Origin of the sequence: Mucilaginibacter kameinonensis (assembly GCF_003675385.1) — a bacterium.
Lineage (GTDB): Bacteria > Bacteroidota > Bacteroidia > Sphingobacteriales > Sphingobacteriaceae > Mucilaginibacter > Mucilaginibacter kameinonensis.
The window spans coordinates 83074-104480 of record NZ_RCWZ01000007.1; the positions used below are offsets into that span (position 1 = coordinate 83074).

A 21407-nucleotide genomic window follows, 5' to 3' on the forward strand; every position below is an offset into this window, starting at 1 on the left:
ATTGTTAAACTAAGTTAACATTAATAAGCACACCATCACTCCGTCCTTAAACTCTTTATCGGATTAACCGTAGCGGCTTTTACAGATTCATAGCCCACCGTGATCCAGGCGATTGCTAACGCGGCTACAGAGGCTACGAAAAACACGGTCCAACCCACGTTGATGTGGTAAGCAAAACCCGATAACCAGCTATTTGCCGCGTACCAGGAAAGCGGGATAGCTATCACTATGGCAATGAGGATTAACCTCGTAATCCCTGATGATAGTAAATAAACCAGGTTTACTACAGATGCACCTAATACTTTACGCACGCCAATCTCTTTGGTGCGCTGCTCGGCCATAAATGCCGATAAACCATATAAACCCAGGCAGGAAATAAAGATACCCAAACCTGAAAAAAGGTTAAAGATATTACCCATCTGCTGTTCACCTTTGTAAAGTTTGGATAGCTCCTGATCAATAAAATCAAATTTGAAAGGATAGGCCGGGTTTAGTTGCTGGCTAATTACTGATAAAATCTTAATAGTAGCCTCGGTTTTTCCAGGCAATGTCCGTACCACCACATAGCCACCAACTTTATTAAAAGGTATAACCAATGGCTCAATGGTTTGCTGAACGGGCTTAAAATTAAAATCTTCTACAACCCCAACAATTGTACCCTTATTGCCCCAAACCGCTAATGGTTTGCCTATAGCAGTGCTTGCAGTGAGGCCCATTACCTTCGCCATTTTTTCGTTGATCATATAATTATTCGAGTCGGTTTTAAAAGCCGATGAAAAACTCCGGCCGGCGGCTAATTTTATTCTGAATGTGCGCGTAAAATCTTCGTCGACAGCCATTACCGGGATAGAAATTTGCGAGCGCGGATCTTTGCCATTCCACTTCACGTTAAGTGTCCAACCGCCAAGCTCTGTTGGCAGATCGGTAATTGTAGTAAAATCGCTTGTAAGCGAGGTTTGTCTTAGTATATTTTTCAAAGACTCCTGCTTATGCCACATCTCACCTGTCATTGGCATATATAAAAGATTAGCCTTCTCGAAACCTGGGTTTCTGTCCCTGATAAATTTAAGCTGATTATAGATAACTACCGTACCCACCAGCAATACAATAGATACCATGAACTGAACTACGACCAAAGTATTCCTGAAAAACAAATTACCTCCCATCGACTTCATATTCCCCTTAAGCACTTTAACGGGGTTAAATCCTGAAAGAAATAAGGCCGGATAACTACCCGAGATGATACCGGTTACCAATGCAATACCGGCAAGACTAAACCAAAGTTTCGCGTCCGACAGATTAATGACGAACTTCCTGTTAGCCAGATCATTAAATACCGGCAAAAACATACGAACGATAACAAGCGCAAGCAAAAGGGAAAGAAAAGCAATAAATATCGATTCACTTAAAAACTGAATCACCAGTTGGCTGCGCACAGCACCTGCAACCTTGCGTAAGCCTATTTCTTTAGCTCTTCGTGCTGAGCGCGCGGTAGCCAGGTTCATAAAGTTGATACAGGCTACAACAAGTATCAATATGGCAATCACAAAAAAGATGCTTACATACAGTGAATTCCCGTGGCCCGGCGAATCTCCTAATCTTTCAGGAGCAAGATGTATTTGGGTTAAGGCTTGTAACTTAAATGTAGCCTTGGTATCGGGACTATGTTTATGAAAAATCTGACCAACTTGTGTTTCAAGTTTAGCTATGTTAGCTGAAGAGGGATCGAAATTTTCATCTAATTGAACATACCCATAAAAGTTAAAATTGCTCCATTCATTATTTTTCAGATCGTTGTTGGTTTGAGCAATCAAAGCCATTGGAAGCAGAATGTCAAATTGCAGATCGGAGTTGCCCGGAATATTGGCCATAACACCCGTTACAACCAGGTTATCTTTGTTATCTTTTCGGATTATTTTTCCAATAGGATTCTCTTTCCCGAAGTATTTTGTAGCAATATCCTGTGTTATTAAAATACCATTTGCCTGGTTTAAAGCAGTGGCCCGGTCTCCTTTTAACAAAGGATACGAAAACATCTCCATGAAATTTGGATCTGCATAAAAAACATGCTCTTCCTGGAATTTCCGGTTGTTAACATCAAATAAAACAGAAGGAAAACCTGGGTACAACCGGGCAGCGTTTTTAACAGTAGGTATCTCCGCTTTTAACCCAAAGGGCATTCCTGCCGAACTTGCCGCCGTTTTAGAATCGCCAAAATCACTGTTGATACGATAGATCTGCGTGGCATTTTTATGGAATTTATCATAGCTTAATTCATTTTGCACCCAAAGCAAAATCAGGATACTTGAGGCAAGTCCTATCGCTAAACCGGATATATTGATAATAGAATATGCTTTGTCTTTTAAAATATTCCGGTAAGCCAGTTTAAAATATGTTTTGAACATAGGTATGTGATTGTAGCAGATGTTAAACCTAAAATATTATTTAATACAGCTGAACGCCTAAAACTCATGCCACCTACTTAAAATACTGAAAAACAATAATTTAAACAATGTCCGCTTATTACATCGTTCGGAAACGTTACAACAGGTGTGCGTTTTTGCCCAATACAGCGGCAGTCGGCAACGACGATTATGATCCTATCACCATACAAATATCCGGGCGCGAGACTTGTTTACCATCTATGCGATATGCAAGGTAAATTTACACTGCACCTAACCCACACATTACAGTCATTTTGTTGCAATTAACAATAATTCGTTAAGTTGTTGTGCCTTATCATCGGCATAAAAAATTAAATTTGCAGCTGTAAAACATTCATTCTTTTGGACAGAAAACTGATTATAGGAACCCGTGGCAGCGAATTGGCTTTGTGGCAAGCCAATTTCGTTAAAGACAGCCTTGCTGCCATTAACATTACCGCCGAGTTAAAGATCATTAAAACCCAGGGCGACCGTATCCTGAACCTCAGCTTTGATAAGCTGGAAGGTAAAGGCTTTTTTACCAAAGAATTAGAAGAAGAATTAATAGCAGGCACTATAGATATCGCAGTCCACTCACATAAGGACCTGCCAACTGAAAATCCTCCGGGACTCATTATCGCAGCAGTTTCAGAACGGGAAGATCCGGCTGAACTGTTGTTGATCTTGAAAGATTGCGTTGATGTGCACCAAAAGCTATCTGTTAAATATGGCGCCATTGTGGGCACATCGTCAAATCGCCGTAAAGCGCAGCTATTGGCCCATCGCCCTGACCTTGAAATTGAAGACCTTCGCGGAAACGTGCCTACCCGTATTGGTAAGCTTCGCGATGAAAAATATGATGCCATTATGCTGGCCAAAGCCGGCGTTACACGTTTAGGACTTGACCTGAGCGAGTTTCATGTGGAAGAGATCACCCCGGTTGAACTGATCCCGGCACCTGCACAAGGCGCGCTGGCTATCCAGATCCGCGAAAATGATCATGAGCTTTTTGAAGCCCTGCAAGCATTACACCATACCAATGTTGCTGAGGAGCTTGCTGTTGAGCGTACCGTATTAAAATTATTTGGTGGTGGCTGTCACCTGCCTTTGGGCTGTTATTGCCGTAAGGAAGATGGCCTTTTCCAGGTATTTACTTCTAAAGCCAACGAAGGTGATGAATTTCCGGACAGGCTATTTTTAGAAGCGCCAACTACCGAAGGCCTGGCAGAAAAAGTAGTAGCTAAATTTGCGAAAGACCGCAAACACCCGGCAAGTGTATTTATTTCGCGCGAACTTGGCCAACAAAGTTATTTCCGTAAAGCGCTTGAAAAACACGGCATTGCGATTGAAGATCGATCGCTGATCCGTACAGTGCCCGTGATTACCCGTTTTGACTCATACATATTAAAAAATATCGACTGGGTATTCTTCTCAAGCAAAAATGCTGTTGAATACTTTTTCCAGTTAAACCCTCAATTCCCTAAAAAGGTAAAATTTGGCGTGATGGGCAGTGGCAGCGAAGAAATGCTGCGCCGTAAAGGTCATTTTACCGACTATGTTGGTGAAGGTACTGATACCGCCGAAGTCGCCGAAGAATTTGCCAAACTGGCTAATGGTAAAATAGTACTGTTCCCAGGCGCCGAAAGCCCAATGAGGAGCATACAACAAGGCTTATCTGCCGATACCAAGATCATCGACTTGCCGGTTTACGAAACTGTACTGGAAGAAGATGTTGAAGCCAGCGGTGCCGACGTGATGGTGTTTACCAGTCCATCAAACGTAGAGGCCTACTTTGCCGATAACCTGCTGGACCCATACCAAAAGGTAGTGGCTATAGGTAAATCAACCGGCAAAAAGTTTGACGAAATGGGTGTAAAATACACGCTCCCCTACTCACCCGACGAAGTTGGGCTGGCAGAGGCAGTGTTTGGATTATAGGTTAGTTCATGGTTGATGGTTCATAGATCATAGCTATCTATACATCGTCAAAATGAACTATAAACAATAATTGGCTATAGTTGCTGGAGCTACCATGAACCATCAACTATGAACCATGAACTAAAAGTTATGTTACAACGACCAAGAAGGAATCGTAAAAGCGAAGTGATACGCCAGATGGTGCAGGAAACACATGTCAGCGCTGCTAACCTGATTTTCCCGCTGTTTATTATTGACGGCGTAAACCAGAAAAGTGAAGTGGCTTCAATGCCGGGCATTTTCCGTTATTCTATTGATAACCTGCTGCGCGAGATTGAAAGTTGCCTTAAACTGGGCTTAAACTCTTTTGACCTGTTCCCTAATATTTCCGAAGAACTGAAGGACAAGTTCGCTACTGAAAGCTACCGAGATGAAAGCCTTTATTTACGTGCTATCCGCGAGGTAAAGAAAAACTTCCCTGAAGCTTGTGTTATTACCGACGTAGCTATGGATCCTTACAGCAGTGACGGACATGACGGTATTGTAGAGAATGGCGTGATCCTGAATGATGAAACGCTTGACGTTTTAGGCAAGATGGCTTTGGCGCACGCGCAATCAGGCGCAGATATCATTGCTCCGTCAGATATGATGGACGGTCGCGTAGGTTACATCCGTAACGTTTTGGATGATAACGGCTTTACCAATGTGTCTATCATGTCGTATTCTGCTAAATATGCCAGCGCTTTTTATGGCCCTTTCAGGGATGCCCTTAATTCGGCACCTAAATTTGGCGATAAAAAAACCTACCAGATGAACCCCGCCAACCAGCGCGAAGCCCTGATTGAGGCTGAACTGGACGAGATTGAAGGCGCGGATTTCCTGATGGTAAAACCGGCCCTGCCCTACCTTGACGTTATTAAGCTGATAAAAGATAATACCGAACTGCCTGTTGCTGCCTACAACGTAAGTGGCGAATATGCCATGATCAAAGCTGCCATACAACGCGGTTGGCTAAACGAGCAGCGTGCCATCACCGAGGTGCTTACAAGCATCCGTCGCGCCGGCGCAACTGCTATTTTAACTTACCATGCCAAAGAGGTTTTGGAGAATAAGTGGTTGTAGGTTGAGGTGAAAGGGAAAAGGTGAAAGGCGAAAGGTAGAAGCTAATAACCATTAATTATCATCCCGTCATTGCGAGGAACGAAGCAATCCCCGATTAGCAGGTTCGCCCTGTATAGTTTGGGATTGCTTCGTCCCTCGCAATGACGGTCACATAAAAATCAGAGTTTAGAATTTCAACTTATATGTTCGATTCAATAAAAAAGATGTTTTCTGCAGAGGATGAACCGGTAAATACTACGGGCAAGCCCGATATCAGTCGTGAAAAATCGGCCGAGCTTTATGCTAAGGCTCAGACTTATTTTCCAGGTGGTGTAAACTCACCGGTGAGGGCTTTCAAATCTGTTTATGGCACACCGCTATTTATTCAAAAAGGTGATGGAAGCCATATCTGGGACGCCGACGGCAACGAGTTCATCGACTTCTGCTGCTCATGGGGACCACTGATCCTTGGTCACAACAATGCCAAAGTAAGGGAAAAAGTTATTGAGGTAATGCAAAATGGCATGAGCTTCGGAGCCCCTACCGCGCTGGAAAATGAACTGGCCGAGCTGATCCTGAAAAACAATAAGTTTATTGAAAAAATTCGTTTTGTGAGTTCCGGTACAGAGGCTGTAATGTCGGCCATCAGGTTGGCCAGGGGTTATACCAAACGCGATAAGATCTTAAAATTTGAAGGTTGCTATCATGGTCACGCCGATGCCCTGTTAGTGAAAGCAGGTTCAGGACTGGTTACTTTCGGCGAAACCTCATCGGCCGGCGTACCAAAATCAGTTGCCGACGAAACCATTGTGGTAGCGCTTAATGATAAAGAAGCTTTGGCTAAAGCTTTTGAAGAGTTTAAAGACCAGATTGCGGCTGTAATTATTGAGCCTGTACCGGCAAATAACGGCCTGCTATTGCAGGAAAAAGAATACCTGCAATACCTGCGCGACATCTGTACCCAAAATGGCACTATGCTGATATTTGATGAGGTGATCTCAGGTTTCCGTGTTGGCTTTGAAGGTGCGGCGGGTTACTACCAGATCAATCCAGATATCATTACTTATGGTAAAATTATTGGTGGAGGTATGCCTGTGGGCGCTTATGGCTCATCAGCGGCCATAATGAGTAATATTTCGCCAGAAGGTTCGGTTTACCAGGCGGGTACTTTATCAGGTAACCCTGTTGCTATGGGTGCGGGTATTGCCCAGTTGAGCGAACTTTTGCGCATGGGCTTTTACCGTGATCTGAACAATAAAACAGAAGAGTTCGTAGAAGCAATTCAGCGTTTTGCTACTGCCCGTAATTATAAATTCAAAGTGTTTGGCATAGGCTCTATATTTTGGTTTGCTTTTACAGATAAAGAGTATATTCGTAAAGCCGAAGATATTGATGCTTCAAGCATGGAAAAATTCAAGAAATTCCATCGCGAGCTGCTTAACCGGGGCATTTATTTAGGTCCGTCGGGCTACGAGGTTGGTTTTATATCATCGGCACACACCAAGATTGACCTGGAGAAAACAAAACGTGCTATATTTGATAGTTTAGATTTAGTATTTAACGGTAAATAAGTTGGCAGTTGCCGGTAGGCAGTTTGCAATTGAATATGCAAACTGAAAAAATACTGCCAACAGCAAACCGCAAACTGAAAACTCGAATGAAAAAGTCATTTGTTATTTTTTACGCGCTCATCACCTATGCCGTTGCCGAACTGGTGTGGTGGGGCTATATGCTGGTTACGCTGCAACCGCGTCGCACTGGCATGATCCTGGGCGAAGGGGCCATGTTTGTTGCCGTATTTTTAATTGGCGCAATTAACCTGCACCGTTCTTTTAACAAAGAGCGTAAACTACAGGAGCAGAAAAAAAACTTCCTGCTTTCGGTAACGCATGAATTGAAATCGCCGCTGGCATCTATCAAGATCCTGCTGCAAACCATTCAAAAAAGGCAATTGACCAGGGAGCAGATCCTTGATTTTATCGACAAATCGTTAAACGACGTTGAACGCTTGGATGATATGGTTGAAAACATGCTGCTGGCGTCTAAAATCGAGAACCGCTCATACAGCTTCCCTAAGGCCAGTTTTAACCTTTCGGTTTTGGTTGATAGCATTGTTAACCGCCTGCAGATCACTAAATGCGATTGCAACCAGCAGATCATCGAAGCTGAGATAGAACCTAAGGTTGAGATTGTTGGCGATAAGTTTGCCCTTACATCGGTTGTGACCAATTTGATAGAAAACGCTGTAAAATATTCAAGCCCGTGCTCATCTGTAGGGGTAAAGCTGTTTTCGAAAGACGATAAAGTTTATTTACAGGTAGCCGATCATGGCATCGGTATAGCCGACGAGGAAAAGACGCGCATTTTTGATCGCTTTTACCGCGTAGGCAGCGAAGAAACCCGTAACACTAAAGGTACCGGACTGGGCCTTTATATTGTTAAGGAGGTGTTGGATAAACACCAGGCCAGCATCAGGGTTAAGGATAACCGCCCTGCTGGTAGTATTTTTGAAGTTACATTTGGATTAACCTAAATTAGAATATGAGCATGCCAAACAAAAAAAGGATTTTATTGGCCGAAGACGAAGAGCATTTGTTAGAAGCAATTAAGCTTAACCTTGAGCTGGAAGGCTACAAGGTAACTCCGGCTAAAAACGGCAAAAAAGCTTTACAACTGTTTAAAGAAGAGCGTTTTAACCTGGTAATACTTGACGTAATGATGCCCGAAATTGACGGCTTTGTTGTTGCAGAAACCATCAGGCTTGAAAATACAGAAGTACCTATCATGTTCCTTACGGCAAAAAACACCAATGAGGACAAGATCTCGGGTCTGAAAAAAGGAGCTGACGATTACCTTACCAAACCGTTTAACCTTGAAGAACTTATTTTAAGGGTGAACAACCTGGTAAAACGCAGCCTGAAAGGTGAAGACCTGAAAGAGTTTAACAGCTACAAAATCGGTGATAAAACCATCCACTTTAATTCGTTTGAACTTGTTAATGAAGATGGCTCAATTACCGCCCTTACCAAAAAGGAAACCATGTTGCTTAAATTGTTGATTGAGCGCCGTAATGACGCCGTATCACGTGAGCAGATCCTGGAAACTGTTTGGAACTATGACGTTTATCCGTCAACCCGTACTATCGATAACTTTATCCTAACCTTCCGCAAGTATTTTGAACCAGATCCTAAAAACCCGGTTTATTTTCACTCTATCCGCGGTGTAGGCTATAAATTTACCGATAACCAGCATTAATGTTCAGTAACAGGATACGTATTTTTATTGCGTTTATATTTCTGCTGTCGTTAGGTGTGTTGATGTATTTCCGTGTTTATGAGCTTGCAGCAGTAGCGGCAATGATGATCATCCTGCTTATCTGGGATTATTTCAGACAGGGTACTTTAATTGTTGCATCCAAACATTTTCATGTAAAGGATTATGACAAAACAGCTGCATCATTAAAGGAGATCATGAAACCCGAATGGCTCAGCAAAAACCGCAGGGGATATTATGAATTTATATACGGCGGTTTATGCCTGCAAAGGCAGGAGTTTGAGGAGGCCGAGAAACATTATGAAATAGCGGCCCAATACCCTCTACGTTCGGTTAATGATCACGTAGCCGCCTTAGTTAGTGTGGCTAACATCAGCATCAGGCGCGGCAACCTTGAAAAAGCCCAGGCCTACCTGCAATTAGCCGAAAAGCACAAAGAAAAAATAACCGCCAAAATGAAGGAAGTAATTAACCGCCTTCAGCAGGAGTTGAAAAAAGAGCCGGGAAAGAAGAGTCAAGACTTTAAGAGTCAGGGGTCAAGATAAAAAAGTCGAGAGACAAGGAAGTAAGAAAACAAGACGGCAAGAGTCAGGAAGCAAGAATTAGGAAGAAACACGTTATCTTCTTGGCTCTTGATTCTTGACTTCTTGTATCTAACCAAAATATGAGAGATTCGTTATTAATAAAAGCGGCATTTTCGGAGCAAACAGAACGCCCGCCGGTTTGGATGATGAGGCAGGCAGGCCGCTTTATGAAAGAGTATTGGGACATTAAAAACAAATACTCGTTCCTTGAAATGTGTAAAACACCGGAGATTGCTGCCGATGTTACCATGCTACCGGTTGACCTGTTGGGAATTGACGGTGCAATTTTATTTTCAGATATCCTGGTAACAGGCGAAGCCATGGGCGGCGACCTGAGCTTTAACGCTGGCGTTGGTCCGCTGTTTGCCAATCCGGTACGTACACAGGCCGATATTGACAACCTGCAAACAGATGTGTTAGACAAACTGCAATACGTTGGCGATGCTATTAAAGTTATCCAACAACGCCTTGCAGGTCGTATTCCTTTGATCGGTTTCGCAGGAGCGCCATTTACGGTAATGAGCTACCTGGTTGAGGGCGGATCGTCAAAAGATTTTAAGCGTACCAAACTTATGCTGCACAATGAGCCAGAAATGGCCCATCAGCTCTTATCAAAAATAGCAACTGTTACTGCCGATTACCTGAACATGCAGATTGCAGCTGGTGTAAATGCAGTACAGATCTTTGACAGTTGGGCACAGGCTTTAGCATGGGATGATTATAAAGAATTTAGTCACCGTTATATTGCCGAGATCATCAGCAAGCTAAACCGTAAAGATATCCCGGTAATTTCCTTTTGTAAAGGCAGCTCAGTTTTCGCGCCGTTAATGGCCGAAGCTAAACCGGATGTAATTTCAATCGACTGGAATGTTGATCTGTTAGATATCAAAAAACGTTTACCGGCAGGCGTAGCGGTGCAAGGCAACCTTGATCCGCATATTCTTTATGCCGATAAAAAAGTAATTAAAGAACGCATCTACCGCCTGTTCGACCGTATGAAAGGCGAAAACGGCTTCATCTTTAACCTGGGTCACGGCATTATGCCCGATATCCCGTTTGATAATGTGAAGTACGCGATAGAAGTGATAAAAGAATACAGAAACTAATACCAGCATGTCATTGAGAGCGATAGCGTGGCAATCGCGAACTATGCAGGCCGATCTGTTAAGTTCGCGATTGCTTCGTTCCTCGCAATGACATGTATTTTATAATATGTACCAATACGTTCTCGCTATACACATCATTTTTGTAGTCTGCTGGATGGCGGGGCTGTTTTATATTGTGCGCTTGTTTATCTATCATACCGAAGCACAGGATAAACCCGAACCCGAGCGCACCATTCTCTCCAAACAATTTGAAATTATGGAAAGCAGGCTATGGAACGTTATAGCCAAACCATCCATGTTGCTTACCATATTGGCGGGTTGTACCATGCTGTATTTATATCCGGCATGGTTAAAAATGCCATGGCTGCATATCAAATTGGCTTTCGTAATTGGCCTGGTAGGCTATCATCACATTTGCGAATCCAAAATAAAACAAATGCGTAAAGGCATTTTCAAATGGACATCAAACCAGTTACGCCTTTGGAACGAACTCGCAACCATTTTTCTATTTGCCATTGTTTTCCTCGCTGTAAAAAAAGATACTTTAAGCTGGGTGTTTGGCGTAGTAGGAATAGTTTCTTTAGGTGTGATTTTGATGATCGCCGTTAAGATTTATAAAAGGTATAGGGAGAAGAAATAAAAGGCTAATTGAACTCTACTGTTCTTAAAGTTGAGTTCTGGGCTATAAAGTGAAAATCTTTATCGTCATGGAGTAAAGCTATCTTATTATTTATTGCATATAAAGCTATCAAGCAATCATTGGCTTTACGAATGGTAACCCCTTTTCTTCTCAAATCCCTATATAAAGTTGCCGCTTGAACAGCAATTTTATAAGGATCTTCAACCAATTTTGTCATACTATCAAAGTAAGATTTTACTTTCCTCAATTCTGATTCAGAAACAATACCTTGCAAGATTTCCTGTACTACTGTAGGGCATGTTGCTACTACAATATTCGCAAGATTATTCTTCAAGTATTTGCTCGATTCTGTTTCAATTCCTTTAAAAAAATTGACCCATACGGACGTATCTACCAAAATGATGTCCATTATTCAAAAGCCTTATCATCAAGTTCAACCTTTCCCCATAATTCAGCAAGCTTCTTTTGATTTTCGATTGTTACATATAATTTCAAAGCTTCTTCAATTACAGCTTTTTTCGTTTTTATATTACCCAATTTCTGAGCCTTAGCTATTAGCTCATCATTAATATCTACATTCGTCCTCATACACACAAATTTTAATAAATATACACAAAAGCATCAAATAAAATATCTATTCTTACATTTCTATTTAACTCGATTTTCTACCACTGAAACTATTTATCAAAATATTTACACCACCATGCAACCATTTACATCACTCCGCCATCTTACTTATAAATGATGTTTTTGGAACCTAAATATACCATTCAGCAATTGATAGACCGCTGCCGGGCCGGCGATCGGAAGGCGCAGGAACTGCTTTATAAACAGTTTGCCTCAAAAATGCTGGGGGTATGCATGCGCTACGCAACCGACCGCATGGAGGCCGAAGACATGTTGCAAAATGGTTTTATAAGGGTGTTTAAAAAGATGGATGATTACCGGGGCGACGGATCATTCGAGGGCTGGGTTAGGCGCATTATGGTTCACAGTTCAATTGAATACTATCGCAAACATCATAAAATGATGCAGGTAATTGATATCGAAGAAGCGGGGCACGAGCCGTCAGTTAACCCGCTCGCAGCGGCCAACCTGGATGCAAAAGTGCTGATGGGCATGATACAGCGACTGGCACCGGGATACCGCATAGTGTTTAACCTTTACGCGCTGGAAGGTTATTCGCACAAAGAGATAGCAGAAATTGTTGGCATTACCGAGGGTGCCTCAAAATCGCAGCTATCAAGGGCCCGTACAATATTGAAAGAACAAATTGCTAAAATGGAGGGCAAAAGTTATGGATATGCAGGATAAGGAACTGGACAGGCTGTTTCAACGAAAGCTTGATAACCTGGAAATACAGCCATCGGCCCGGGTATGGCAGGACATCAGCGCCGGGTTAAACGCGGATAAGCGTAAAAGAATATTATTGCCATTGCTAAGCGCAGCAGCTGGTGTAATATTGCTGATTACTGCGGGCATACTGTTTATTCCTAAACAACCAATTAAACATAGTGACCAGCATCATCCAACAGAAATAGCAAAAACGCATGAACCAATAAAACAGCCCGTTGCACCTAAAGTTGAGCCAGTGCCAACCCCAACTCAAAACAAAGTACCTGCAAATCCGGTTATAGCATCAATTAACAGTATAGCGCAAACGAGGAAAATTAAATCAAAAAACAATTTGACACAAGCCATACCGGAGCCAACAACCGCTGCCCCATTACCTGTAATTACCCATGAAGCGGAACCTTTATTTGCAAGCGACCCTGCCACAAATCACCCTGTTGTTAAAACCGCGGCCCCGGATTCAACAACAACAATCGGCCCCAAATCAGCTATAATTAACGGTGAAAAAGCGCAGCCCGTGTTAATAGCCCAAACACCTGTACAGCCTGCTCCGGCAGCTGCAAAACATGTTAAAAAACATCGGATCCGCAGCCTTGGCGATGTTTTTAATGTTGTGATTGCCGCTGTTGACAAACGTAAAGACAAAGTGATTGAATTTAGCAATACCGACGAAGACGACGCCACCATCACTGGCCTAAACCTCGGCTTTATTAAAGTGAAAAAAGACAAAGACAAATAATATTTTTAGCGAACGATAGATATACCACAATAATATGAAACGCCTGACTTTTACCATCATAATGTGCCTTGCCGCGAGTTTTGTTTTTGCTCAAAGCACACCTGCCGATTCTGCACAAAGCGCTACAGACACCACTACTCACAAAAAACACGTTAAAGTAAAGCTTGGCTTTGGTGATGATGTTGCACAGGTTAATATTAACAATGACAGGTCTGATACCGCTTACCATGCTCACAAAGCGCCGGGCTTTTCATTCGGTGTAACCTTTTCAAGGATCGACCTTGGCTTTGCTACTTTGGTGGATAACGGCAGCTTTACCCTGTCTGACAAAAATAAGTTCCTGAGCTACCGCCAGTGGAAAACCAGCAACTTTGGTTTTGATGTGCTGCAATTTGGTTACCGGTTTAACAGCGCTTTCAAGATCTATGTTTCCGGCGGATTCGACTGGACGCATATCCGCCTGCGTAACGATATCACCATACAGCGCAATGCCCCTGTGTTAACATACGTTCAGGACAGTATCCATTATAGCAAGAACCGTTTTTCATCAAGTTACCTACGTATCCCCCTGTCGTTTTACTACCGTAGCCATGAAGACGACCGCGGAAATTACTTCAGGTTAGTTGCCGGTCCGGAGATTGGGATCTTACTCAACGGGCGTGTAAAACAGATCAGCGATGAAAACGGGAAGCAAAAGTTCAATGACGATTATCATTTTACCAAACTTCGCAAAGGTGTATTTGTACGTATGGGCTACGGCATCATGGGCCTGTACGCCAAATATTACTTCAACGATATGTTTGAAAACAGCCCCGATCAAAAAGGCCTGAGGAACTTCTCGTTTGGATTAACTTTTGGCTTTTAAGCTCCAGAGCCATTATGCTGACCCATGATTTTAGGTTGCCGGGATTACCATGACAGGTGGATGAACTGCCCCATCTTATAATCCTTAAATCAGATAAATCATGGTTCAAACGCTTATCTTTGCCCTTGATGTCAGATATTCCTTTTTTGCAGGCGGTTGCCGTAACTAAAATATATCCTGGGAAGCAGCAATCCGGTGTAAAAAAGACCGGATTGGTTATAGAACCGGGCAAAATCACAGCGATTATTGGCGAAAGCGGAAGCGGCAAAAGCACTTTACTCCGATTGCTTTATGGATTGCTTTCTCCTGATGAAGGTACGGTTTATTTTAAAGGCGAACGCATCTGGGGGCCGGAAGAGAAGCTGATCCCCGGTCATGACGCCATGAAAATGGTTACCCAGCATACCGATGATCTTAACCTTTTTGCCAAGGTTTGGGATAACGTAGCAGCCATGCTCCCCGCAACCAATCTTAAAGCTAAAGCAGAAAAAACTGAAAGGGTACTTAAGCAACTTAATATGTTTGCGATGGCCGATAAGCGGGTTGCCGACCTGAGCGGTGGCGAAAAACAACGTGTAGCCATTGCGCGCGCCATTATCACCCACCCCGAAGTATTACTGCTCGACGAACCCTTTAACCAGGTTGATACATCATTCAGGGAAGGCTTACAGCATGATATCAGGCAGATTGTTAAAGAAACCGGCTTAACGGTAATCATGGTATCGCATGACCCTGCTGAAGTACTCTCGATGGCCGATGAGCTTATTGTACTTAACAAAGGTGAAATAGTTGAACATGGCAATCCGAAAGCGCTATATAAACATCCTAAATTTCTTTATACCGCCCAGCTACTTACCAACTGCAACATATTTAATGCTGCTGAAGCAAAACTTTGCGGCATTGAATTATCAAAAGACTACGCGGTTATTTACCCCGAACAGATCAAAATCAAATTAATAGCTGCTACCCGCAGTTGGGTTGTTAAACAGGTGTTATTCAAAGGTTTTTATGAAGATCTGATCCTTGAGCATGGCAATATTACCTTGAGGGTTTTAAGCGAAGAAACAGGGAAATATGCTGAAGGAGATTCGGTAGCCGTCCGGGTGGAGAAATACCTGGAATATTAAAAAAACAAACCGGCGCCATACCTCGCGTTGGCTACCGGTTTTCTTAAACGTATATTTAAAAAAATCTTAATTCCTTAAATTGAGGCTTAGCATTACCAGGTTTTTGTTTTCGATATATGCGGTGCGCTCGTTTAGCCTGTCCAATATCTGATCAAGCGCGAGGCGGGTCTTTTTCTTTTTGATATTAAGCTTGCTGTAAACCGTTTCCTCATACATCAGCTTATTGTTATCGTTATAAAACTTAACGGTTTGTACGCGGGGTAAATTGGCGTTATGCTCTATTACCCAAAAACCGTGGGTGTTTGTTATTTTATTCTGAGCCTGCACTGCAGCTGCTGCAAATGCCAGGATGTAAATTGTGATAATTAACTTTTTCATGGCCTTATTTTTAATTTATAAACTAAAATTAAACGCCTTTAAAATGGCTTAAAAGCAATGTAGGCACACTACCTTCCAGTTACGATAAACCGCATTTTAACACGACGAACAAACTTTTGACTGCAAAAAGCTATGGTAACTGCCCTATTCCCGGCTGTTCGTCATTAGTTGATTGCCGTTTGTCGCACTTCTGGTTAAGAAATCATTCAATTAAACTGTTTTACAGTAAATTAGCATTATGAATAATGGCTTCGATATCATACTCAACAATGTCAGACTGCCGCGCTTTTGGCAGCATGTGATATTTTGGGTGATTGTATCGTTTTTCATCACTACACTTTATTCGTTCCAAACCAATTTTTGGGTATCTATGCGTAATAACGTTTTGTATATGCCTATACAAATTGCTTATTATTATGCCATTGCCTATTGGCTGATCCCCAAATATGTTTTTGAAAAGCGCTATGTGATGTTTTTCCTGATGCTGATCCCGCTGGTGTTTGCATGTATGTTCATCAGTCGTACAATAGGGATCTTTTTTGTTGCTCCTTACCTCATCCGGGTGATGCATGTTACTGATGTCGGTTACATAGCCTCAACCCAGCGTCCGTTTTTTGAGCAGTTAATGGATGGACAAAGCCTGGTAAATTCATTTAAAGGCACCAACCTGTTTACTGGTTTTGTGATTGCCATTAAGCTGTTTAAAATGTGGTATGAGCGTAAACAGGCCGCGCTTGAAGCTGAACTCAACGCATTGAAAGCCCAGGTACACCCGCATTTTTTATTTAACACGCTTAATAACCTTTACTCTTTAAGTCTTAACAACTCGCCAAAATCACCACAAGCTATTATCGGCCTGTCGGATCTGCTGCGTTACATGCTTTATGAATGCTCCGATAATGAAGTTCCTTTAGAGAAGGAAGTGTTTATGATGCAGCAGTATGTAAAGCTGGAAAAACTCCGGTACGAAGACCGCATAGATATTAACTTTACCATAACCGGTAATTTAAAAGATAAAACCATAGCACCGCTGCTGATATTGCCTTTTATCGAAAACGCTTTTAAGCATGGCACCAGCGAACAGGTTGGCGCTACCTGGATCAATATTGATATAAGTGTAACGCTAAATCACTTTAAGCTAAAGGTTGCCAACAGCAAACCTGATCATCCTGTTGATACAAGTAACACGCCGGGGCATATCGGTTTAAAAAATGTAACCAAAAGGCTCGACCTGCTTTATCCTCATTCGTCACGGCTGAAGATTGTAAACGAAGATGACACATTTTTTGTGGCGCTCGATCTCGATCTGAAAACCGTAAAACAATCCGCAACACAACAAATGGTAACCGCATGAAAATACGTACCCTCATAGTTGACGACGAGCCGCATGCCATTGAGGTGTTGAAAAACTACCTTGCGCGTTTTAGCGAAATGGAGGTTACCGCCACCTGTACCGACGGTATTCAGGCGTTCCGGTTGTTACAACAAAAACCCATCGACTTGATGTTCCTCGATATCCAGATGCCTGGAATAAAAGGAACAGATCTGCTGAAAAGCCTAAAGAATCCGCCCAAGGTAATATTCACCACAGCCTACAGCGAATACGCGCTTGACGGTTTTGAATTAAACGCTGTTGACTATCTGCTCAAACCTATATCTTTTGAGCGCTTTTTGCGGGCGGTCGATAAAATTTATCAACTTAACGAGCATAAAAGTAAACCCTTGATCGCTCATGAGGAGCCGGTAAGCGATGCGCATACATTCATTTATTTGAAGGTAGATAGAAAAACGATCAAGGTAAATATCAATGATATTTTATGGATAGAAAGCCTGCGCGATTATGTGAAAGTAGTGGCCATAAATAACCAAACGCATATCACACGGCAAAAGATAAGCCTATTGGAAGAAATGCTGCCCGAAAACAGGTTTGTACGCATCCATCGTTCGTTTATAGTTGCGCTGAACAAAATAGATTCTTTCTATGCCTATAGCATAGATGTTGCCGGGCACGAGCTACCTATCGGTCGTAATTATAAGCAGGACGTGCAGAAGAAATTAAAGAGCGAACGGTTGCAGATGGGGTAAAGGGTGTTACCTCAATCAACAGGCTTAAAACCTGCAAACATATCGTTGGTTTCTTTCAGCATGTTTAACGGAACGTAATCACAAACCTCGGCATATTCTCCCCACATTTGCTGTACGGCTTTATTGCTATGCGCATTGGCAATAGCTTCAGTGCTTAGCCATTCAAAAACTTCAATGATGGTACCGTCAGTTGCCTCCATGATGATAGATTCACGATCAGTTACCAAACCCTCCTGTTTGAGGCGCGGCAAATGCGTTTTCATTAATTGTTTAAGCGCCTCCTCTTTGCCCGGTTTTGGCTTATAGGCTACAATTACAATCTGTCCCATGAGTTTCAGGTTTTTATGAATGTAATTTACGAAAAACTGAAGACCTAATATAGGTTTAATCGTCTATGGCTTGAATTCAGACATTAGTAGGTTGTCGACTTCATATGAAAAAAGCGCGGGATTGTGTGATTCTCCTCTTGAGAGGGGTGGAGGGGTGTGTTACTGTGCTTTGCTTATCGCATGCAGAAACGCACCCCTGCTGCCACTCATTCCTACGCGCCCCCTCTCAAGAGGGGATTTTTAAAATGAAGAAGATGTTTAAATCTGTAAAGGTTAAAGTAAAACCTTTATTCCCCTTCCGGAAAATCAGCACCTACCGTAGTTGCTTCCCAGGTATCAAAATCCTTCTGTAATTCCTGAAGCTTGTTGCGCGCGCCTTTTAAGGCTGCCTTGCCTAATAACAAACGTAACGGCGGATTTTCAGCTTCAACAGCATCAACAATAGCTTTGGCAGCGCGTTCCGGGTCACCGGGTTGTTTGCCACTGTAGCCACGGATATTGTTTTTGTTGGTACCTGCAGTTTCTTTATAATCATCAATAACGATCTTGCTGTTATTAGCCGAGCGGCCAGCCCAATCGGTACGGAAACCGCTTGGGGCAATCACGGTAACCTTAATACCTAAATGTTTGGTTTCTTTAGCTAAGGCTTCAGAGTATCCATCAACAGCAAATTTAGTGGCATTATAAAAACCTACTGCCGGGAAACCAACCAATCCACCAATAGAAGCTATGTTAAGTATATGTCCGCTTCTATGAGCGCGCATAATTGGTAATACAGCCTTGGTCATGGCTGCAAGGCCAAAAAAGTTAATCTCAAACATCCGGCGCACTTCTTCATCTTCGCTCTCTTCAATGGCGCCAAAATAGCCAATACCAGCGTTGTTCACCAATACATCAACAGTGCCAAATTTCTGTGTAACGGTTTCAACAGCAGCTTTGATTTCCTCTGGCTTTGTTACATCAAGTTTTAATGCTACTGCTGTTTCAGGATAACCTTCAACAATGTCTTTTACGTCATCAGTGTTACGCGCAGCAACACCGGCCTTATAACCTAACTGTAAAACAAGCTTCGCCAGTTCACGGCCGAAACCTGTTGAGCAGCCTGTTATTAACCATACTTTGTTTTTCATAATAGTTTGTGTTTGATATTGTAAAATTAACAGCAGAGGCATTAATTGTTTGTCAGCCGAACTTCATTGTTACATTGTGGCCACTCAAATCCCCGATATAAACAACAAAAAACGGCGATGAGTTTTTAACTCATCGCCGTTTCTATAAAGTCTCTCCTTTAGAGAAAATTTAGAGGGAAATTATTTTTTCCAAACGTTATTGTCCTGGTTGTAGTCTGGCAATACTTTGTCCGGATCATAAGTAACCGATTCAATTTCTTCGGTTGATGGATATTTGAATGTCCATGACGCGTAACGTTCCCAAATTTCAACCGGTAGTTTCATTCGCTCAACTTTACCGCTTTTGGTTTTGATTTCCAGTATAACCGGCATAGCCATTTTACCCAGATTATCTAAAGTGATCAACGCGCCTTTAGTTGGATCGTTGTCAACATATTTTACATCGCTTACGGCAACGTCTAAACGCCAGTCGTTCAGGAACCAGCCTCTCCAAAACCATTGCAGGTTTTCGCCTGCTGCATTTTCCATGGTACGGAAAAAGTCATCAGGTGTTGGGTGTTTAAATGCCCAGCGGTTGATGTATGTTTTAAACGCGAAATCAAAACGCTCAGGGCCTAAAATCTGCTCACGCAGTAATACTAAACCAGCGCTTGGTTTTGAGTAAAGCAGGGTACCTGTATTTCTTTCTTTCAGGTTAGCCGGCTGACTCATGATAGGCTCAAGATCTGGCCTGGTGAAGTTGCTGCCAATAGCATGCATATCAGGCACACGGGTGCTTTTGTACTCGCCGTTGTTGAAGTTAGCTGTAGACAGGGTGTTAATGAAAGTGTTGAAACCTTCGTCCATCCAACCGTACATACGCTCGTTTGAACCTACGATCATCGGGAACCAGGTATGGCCAAACTCGTGGTCGTTAACGCCCCAAAGGCTTGCTTTTTTTGCTTTAGATCCGCAGAAAACGATACCAGGGTATTCCATACCGCCAACAATACCGGCAACTGCTGTAGCTGCAGGGTAAGGGTATTCAAACCATTTTGACGAGTTATACTCAATAGATTTTTTTACATACTCAGTTGAGCGGCCCCATGCATCATTGCCATCACTTTCAACAGGGTAAGCTGATATCGCGGTTGATTTTTTTCCGCTTGGCAAATCCATTTTGGCGGCATCAACAATAAACGCGGCAGATGAAGCCCATGATGCGTCACGCGCGTTTTTTATTTTAAAGTGCCAGGTTAATTCGGCTTTACCGGCAGGGCGTGATTTTGGATCGGTAACCTCATTAGCCGAGCGGATGATCACCGTGCTTTCGCTTTTTTCGGCGGCTGCCCAGCGTTTCAATTGTTCAGGGGTATATACTTCCTGTGGGTTCAATAATTCGCCGGATGCTACTACGATGTGGTTTGCAGGAGCAGTAATGTTCAGATCGAAGTCACCATATTCCAGGTAAAACTCGCCCGGACCGCTGTATGGCAGGGTATTCCAGCCCATTACATCATCATACACACATACGCGTGGGTACCACTGTGCAATGGTATAAACTTTACCATTTTTAGTTTGCAAGTAACCCATACGGTCTGATCCGTAGTTTGGAGAAACGAATGAATACTCAATTTTCAATTTAGCCTGGCCACCGTTGGCTGCAATTTCCTTTGGAAGGAAAACCTGCATCCTGGTGTCAGTGATCAGGAATTTAACATCAACATATTCTCCTTTCAGGCCGGCAACTTTAACCGATTTAATTTTATAACCGGCGTCAAATGCCTCGCCACGGCCCCAGTTACGGCTACCTGCAGGCGGAACGATGGCAGTACCACGTGAATCAAGCTTAAACAAGTTTTGATCCAGCTGCATCCACATAAAACCTAATGTTTGCGGGCTGTTGTTGGTGTAAGTTAAAACTTCTGAACCGGTAATTTCATTGGTTTGATCGTTCAGTTTGGCAGCCAACTGATAGTCGGCACGGTTTTGCCAGTATTTATATCCTGGTTCTCCGCTCGCTGCACGAAATTCGGTACCGTTTTTAGTATAAAACCCAGGACCAAAAGTTTCGTGATAATCATAAACAGATCCGGCGGGTGTTGTAGTGGTGGGAGGCGCTGGCTGTTGCGCGTAAGTGGCGCTCGCGGCCAACATAAAGGCAAGGCTGCAACCTGCCATCAGTTTTAATTTCATGTTCAGTCAATCTATTGAGTAAAAGAACAAGTATACTACAAATTAGGTAAATGCAAGGGACGGGTAAAACGATTGTTACGGTTTTATTAAATAATTTAATTCGTCAGCAATATCTATATGTAAAGTAGATTTAACCAGAAGTTGTCTATCATCGGCAAGTCTAATTATTATTTCAAAACATA

At 42.7% G+C, this 21407-nt stretch carries 21 protein-coding genes; 14 read left to right on the forward strand and 7 right to left on the reverse strand.

What is annotated here, in order from left to right; genetic code table 11:
* Nucleotides 1-35: 35 nt before the first annotated feature.
* Nucleotides 36-2405 (reverse strand): ABC transporter permease, encoded by a 2370-nt coding sequence (locus tag EAH55_RS28815; RefSeq protein WP_121812728.1) that lies wholly within the window; start codon nucleotides 2403-2405, stop codon nucleotides 36-38.
* A gap of 381 nt (nucleotides 2406-2786) precedes the next feature.
* On the opposite strand from EAH55_RS28815, the gene hemC reads away from it, so the two are divergent.
* From hemC to EAH55_RS28855, 8 genes are all read left to right on the forward strand, one after another.
* A complete protein-coding gene (gene hemC, locus EAH55_RS28820; RefSeq protein WP_121812729.1) occupies nucleotides 2787-4361 on the forward strand; it encodes a hydroxymethylbilane synthase in 1575 nt (524 codons plus the stop codon).
* A gap of 129 nt (nucleotides 4362-4490) precedes the next feature.
* Complete coding sequence (gene hemB, locus EAH55_RS28825; RefSeq protein WP_121812835.1) at nucleotides 4491-5462, forward strand: porphobilinogen synthase; 972 nt, start codon at nucleotides 4491-4493, stop codon at nucleotides 5460-5462.
* Nucleotides 5463-5644: 182 nt separating this feature from the next.
* The gene (hemL, locus tag EAH55_RS28830; RefSeq protein WP_121812730.1) at nucleotides 5645-7012 is read left to right on the forward strand and encodes a glutamate-1-semialdehyde 2,1-aminomutase; all 1368 of its coding nucleotides are present in this window, start codon (nucleotides 5645-5647) and stop codon (nucleotides 7010-7012) included.
* 86 nt (nucleotides 7013-7098) lie between these two features.
* Nucleotides 7099-7974, forward strand: a complete 876-nt coding sequence (locus tag EAH55_RS28835; RefSeq protein WP_114937415.1) for a sensor histidine kinase — start codon at nucleotides 7099-7101, stop codon at nucleotides 7972-7974.
* Nucleotides 7975-7988: 14 nt separating this feature from the next.
* On the forward strand, nucleotides 7989-8696 hold the full coding sequence (locus EAH55_RS28840; RefSeq protein WP_090529686.1) for a response regulator transcription factor: 708 nt from the start codon (nucleotides 7989-7991) through the stop codon (nucleotides 8694-8696).
* Nucleotides 8696-9259, forward strand: coding sequence for a hypothetical protein (locus EAH55_RS28845; protein WP_121812731.1), 564 nt, complete (start codon nucleotides 8696-8698; stop codon nucleotides 9257-9259). The genes EAH55_RS28840 and EAH55_RS28845 overlap by 1 nt, the downstream gene beginning before the upstream one ends.
* Nucleotides 9260-9378: 119 nt before the next feature.
* Nucleotides 9379-10404 (forward strand): uroporphyrinogen decarboxylase, encoded by a 1026-nt coding sequence (gene hemE, locus EAH55_RS28850; RefSeq protein WP_121812732.1) that lies wholly within the window; start codon nucleotides 9379-9381, stop codon nucleotides 10402-10404.
* 106 nt (nucleotides 10405-10510) lie between these two features.
* Nucleotides 10511-11044: a CopD family protein gene (locus tag EAH55_RS28855; protein WP_121812733.1), complete on the forward strand. Its 534-nt coding sequence runs from the start codon at nucleotides 10511-10513 to the stop codon at nucleotides 11042-11044.
* A gap of 4 nt (nucleotides 11045-11048) precedes the next feature.
* Here EAH55_RS28855 and vapC read toward each other — a convergent pair whose 3' ends face one another.
* On the reverse strand, nucleotides 11049-11453 hold the full coding sequence (gene vapC / locus EAH55_RS28860; RefSeq protein ID WP_121812734.1) for a type II toxin-antitoxin system VapC family toxin: 405 nt from the start codon (nucleotides 11451-11453) through the stop codon (nucleotides 11049-11051).
* Nucleotides 11453-11632, reverse strand: coding sequence for a type II toxin-antitoxin system VapB family antitoxin (locus EAH55_RS28865; protein ID WP_091166939.1), 180 nt, complete (start codon nucleotides 11630-11632; stop codon nucleotides 11453-11455). Before EAH55_RS28865 ends, vapC begins: the two co-directional genes overlap by 1 nt.
* A gap of 156 nt (nucleotides 11633-11788) precedes the next feature.
* On the opposite strand from EAH55_RS28865, the gene EAH55_RS28870 reads away from it, so the two are divergent.
* The 4 genes from EAH55_RS28870 to EAH55_RS28885 all read left to right on the forward strand — a co-directional run bounded on the left by EAH55_RS28870 (nucleotide 11789) and on the right by EAH55_RS28885 (nucleotide 15128).
* The gene (locus tag EAH55_RS28870) at nucleotides 11789-12358 is read left to right on the forward strand and encodes an RNA polymerase sigma factor (protein ID WP_121812836.1); all 570 of its coding nucleotides are present in this window, start codon (nucleotides 11789-11791) and stop codon (nucleotides 12356-12358) included.
* Nucleotides 12348-13136 carry a hypothetical protein gene (locus tag EAH55_RS28875; RefSeq protein ID WP_162997090.1) on the forward strand — a complete coding sequence of 263 codons (789 nt, stop codon included), beginning with the start codon at nucleotides 12348-12350 and terminating at the stop codon, nucleotides 13134-13136. Before EAH55_RS28870 ends, EAH55_RS28875 begins: the two co-directional genes overlap by 11 nt.
* Nucleotides 13137-13170: 34 nt before the next feature.
* Complete coding sequence (locus EAH55_RS28880) at nucleotides 13171-14001, forward strand: outer membrane beta-barrel protein (RefSeq protein WP_121812736.1); 831 nt, start codon at nucleotides 13171-13173, stop codon at nucleotides 13999-14001.
* Between the two features lie 128 nt (nucleotides 14002-14129).
* Complete coding sequence (locus EAH55_RS28885; protein ID WP_121812737.1) at nucleotides 14130-15128, forward strand: ABC transporter ATP-binding protein; 999 nt, start codon at nucleotides 14130-14132, stop codon at nucleotides 15126-15128.
* A gap of 66 nt (nucleotides 15129-15194) precedes the next feature.
* On the opposite strand, the gene EAH55_RS28890 is transcribed toward EAH55_RS28885, so the two are convergent.
* Complete coding sequence (locus EAH55_RS28890; RefSeq protein WP_121812738.1) at nucleotides 15195-15506, reverse strand: hypothetical protein; 312 nt, start codon at nucleotides 15504-15506, stop codon at nucleotides 15195-15197.
* 238 nt (nucleotides 15507-15744) lie between these two features.
* On the opposite strand from EAH55_RS28890, the gene EAH55_RS28895 reads away from it, so the two are divergent.
* Both EAH55_RS28895 and EAH55_RS28900 read left to right on the forward strand, forming a co-directional pair.
* Nucleotides 15745-16860 (forward strand): sensor histidine kinase, encoded by a 1116-nt coding sequence (locus EAH55_RS28895; protein ID WP_121812739.1) that lies wholly within the window; start codon nucleotides 15745-15747, stop codon nucleotides 16858-16860.
* Nucleotides 16857-17591, forward strand: a complete 735-nt coding sequence (locus EAH55_RS28900) for a LytR/AlgR family response regulator transcription factor (protein ID WP_121812740.1) — start codon at nucleotides 16857-16859, stop codon at nucleotides 17589-17591. The genes EAH55_RS28895 and EAH55_RS28900 overlap by 4 nt, the downstream gene beginning before the upstream one ends.
* Nucleotides 17592-17602: 11 nt before the next feature.
* Here the strand turns inward: EAH55_RS28900 and EAH55_RS28905 are convergent, their stop codons facing one another.
* The 3 genes from EAH55_RS28905 to EAH55_RS28915 all read right to left on the reverse strand — a co-directional run bounded on the left by EAH55_RS28905 (nucleotide 17603) and on the right by EAH55_RS28915 (nucleotide 21225).
* Nucleotides 17603-17920 (reverse strand): hypothetical protein, encoded by a 318-nt coding sequence (locus tag EAH55_RS28905; protein ID WP_121812741.1) that lies wholly within the window; start codon nucleotides 17918-17920, stop codon nucleotides 17603-17605.
* Nucleotides 17921-18207: 287 nt separating this feature from the next.
* The gene (locus tag EAH55_RS28910; protein WP_121812742.1) at nucleotides 18208-19050 is read right to left on the reverse strand and encodes an oxidoreductase; all 843 of its coding nucleotides are present in this window, start codon (nucleotides 19048-19050) and stop codon (nucleotides 18208-18210) included.
* A 180-nt stretch (nucleotides 19051-19230) separates the two neighbouring features.
* Nucleotides 19231-21225: a M1 family metallopeptidase gene (locus EAH55_RS28915; RefSeq protein ID WP_121812743.1), complete on the reverse strand. Its 1995-nt coding sequence runs from the start codon at nucleotides 21223-21225 to the stop codon at nucleotides 19231-19233.
* Nucleotides 21226-21407: the final 182 nt, after the last annotated feature.

What these genes read in the sequence shown, in the direction of transcription:
- EAH55_RS28900 (WP_121812740.1), top strand. Translation starts at nt 16,857, where the DNA reads ATGAAAATACGTACCCTCATAGTTGACGACGAGCCGCATGCCATTGAG.
- EAH55_RS28915 (WP_121812743.1), bottom strand. Translation starts at nt 21,225, where the DNA reads ATGAAATTAAAACTGATGGCAGGTTGCAGCCTTGCCTTTATGTTGGCC.
- EAH55_RS28890 (WP_121812738.1), bottom strand. Translation starts at nt 15,506, where the DNA reads ATGAAAAAGTTAATTATCACAATTTACATCCTGGCATTTGCAGCAGCT.
- hemL (WP_121812730.1), top strand. Translation starts at nt 5,645, where the DNA reads ATGTTCGATTCAATAAAAAAGATGTTTTCTGCAGAGGATGAACCGGTA.
- EAH55_RS28835 (WP_114937415.1), top strand. Translation starts at nt 7,099, where the DNA reads ATGAAAAAGTCATTTGTTATTTTTTACGCGCTCATCACCTATGCCGTT.
- EAH55_RS28865 (WP_091166939.1), bottom strand. Translation starts at nt 11,632, where the DNA reads ATGAGGACGAATGTAGATATTAATGATGAGCTAATAGCTAAGGCTCAG.
- vapC (WP_121812734.1), bottom strand. Translation starts at nt 11,453, where the DNA reads ATGGACATCATTTTGGTAGATACGTCCGTATGGGTCAATTTTTTTAAA.
- EAH55_RS28880 (WP_121812736.1), top strand. Translation starts at nt 13,171, where the DNA reads ATGAAACGCCTGACTTTTACCATCATAATGTGCCTTGCCGCGAGTTTT.
- EAH55_RS28855 (WP_121812733.1), top strand. Translation starts at nt 10,511, where the DNA reads ATGTACCAATACGTTCTCGCTATACACATCATTTTTGTAGTCTGCTGG.
- EAH55_RS28815 (WP_121812728.1), bottom strand. Translation starts at nt 2,405, where the DNA reads ATGTTCAAAACATATTTTAAACTGGCTTACCGGAATATTTTAAAAGAC.
- EAH55_RS28905 (WP_121812741.1), bottom strand. Translation starts at nt 17,920, where the DNA reads ATGGGACAGATTGTAATTGTAGCCTATAAGCCAAAACCGGGCAAAGAG.
- EAH55_RS28875 (WP_162997090.1), top strand. Translation starts at nt 12,348, where the DNA reads ATGCAGGATAAGGAACTGGACAGGCTGTTTCAACGAAAGCTTGATAAC.
- EAH55_RS28910 (WP_121812742.1), bottom strand. Translation starts at nt 19,050, where the DNA reads ATGAAAAACAAAGTATGGTTAATAACAGGCTGCTCAACAGGTTTCGGC.
- EAH55_RS28840 (WP_090529686.1), top strand. Translation starts at nt 7,989, where the DNA reads ATGCCAAACAAAAAAAGGATTTTATTGGCCGAAGACGAAGAGCATTTG.
- hemB (WP_121812835.1), top strand. Translation starts at nt 4,491, where the DNA reads ATGTTACAACGACCAAGAAGGAATCGTAAAAGCGAAGTGATACGCCAG.
- EAH55_RS28870 (WP_121812836.1), top strand. Translation starts at nt 11,789, where the DNA reads ATGTTTTTGGAACCTAAATATACCATTCAGCAATTGATAGACCGCTGC.
- EAH55_RS28895 (WP_121812739.1), top strand. Translation starts at nt 15,745, where the DNA reads ATGAATAATGGCTTCGATATCATACTCAACAATGTCAGACTGCCGCGC.
- EAH55_RS28845 (WP_121812731.1), top strand. Translation starts at nt 8,696, where the DNA reads ATGTTCAGTAACAGGATACGTATTTTTATTGCGTTTATATTTCTGCTG.
- hemE (WP_121812732.1), top strand. Translation starts at nt 9,379, where the DNA reads ATGAGAGATTCGTTATTAATAAAAGCGGCATTTTCGGAGCAAACAGAA.
- EAH55_RS28885 (WP_121812737.1), top strand. Translation starts at nt 14,130, where the DNA reads ATGTCAGATATTCCTTTTTTGCAGGCGGTTGCCGTAACTAAAATATAT.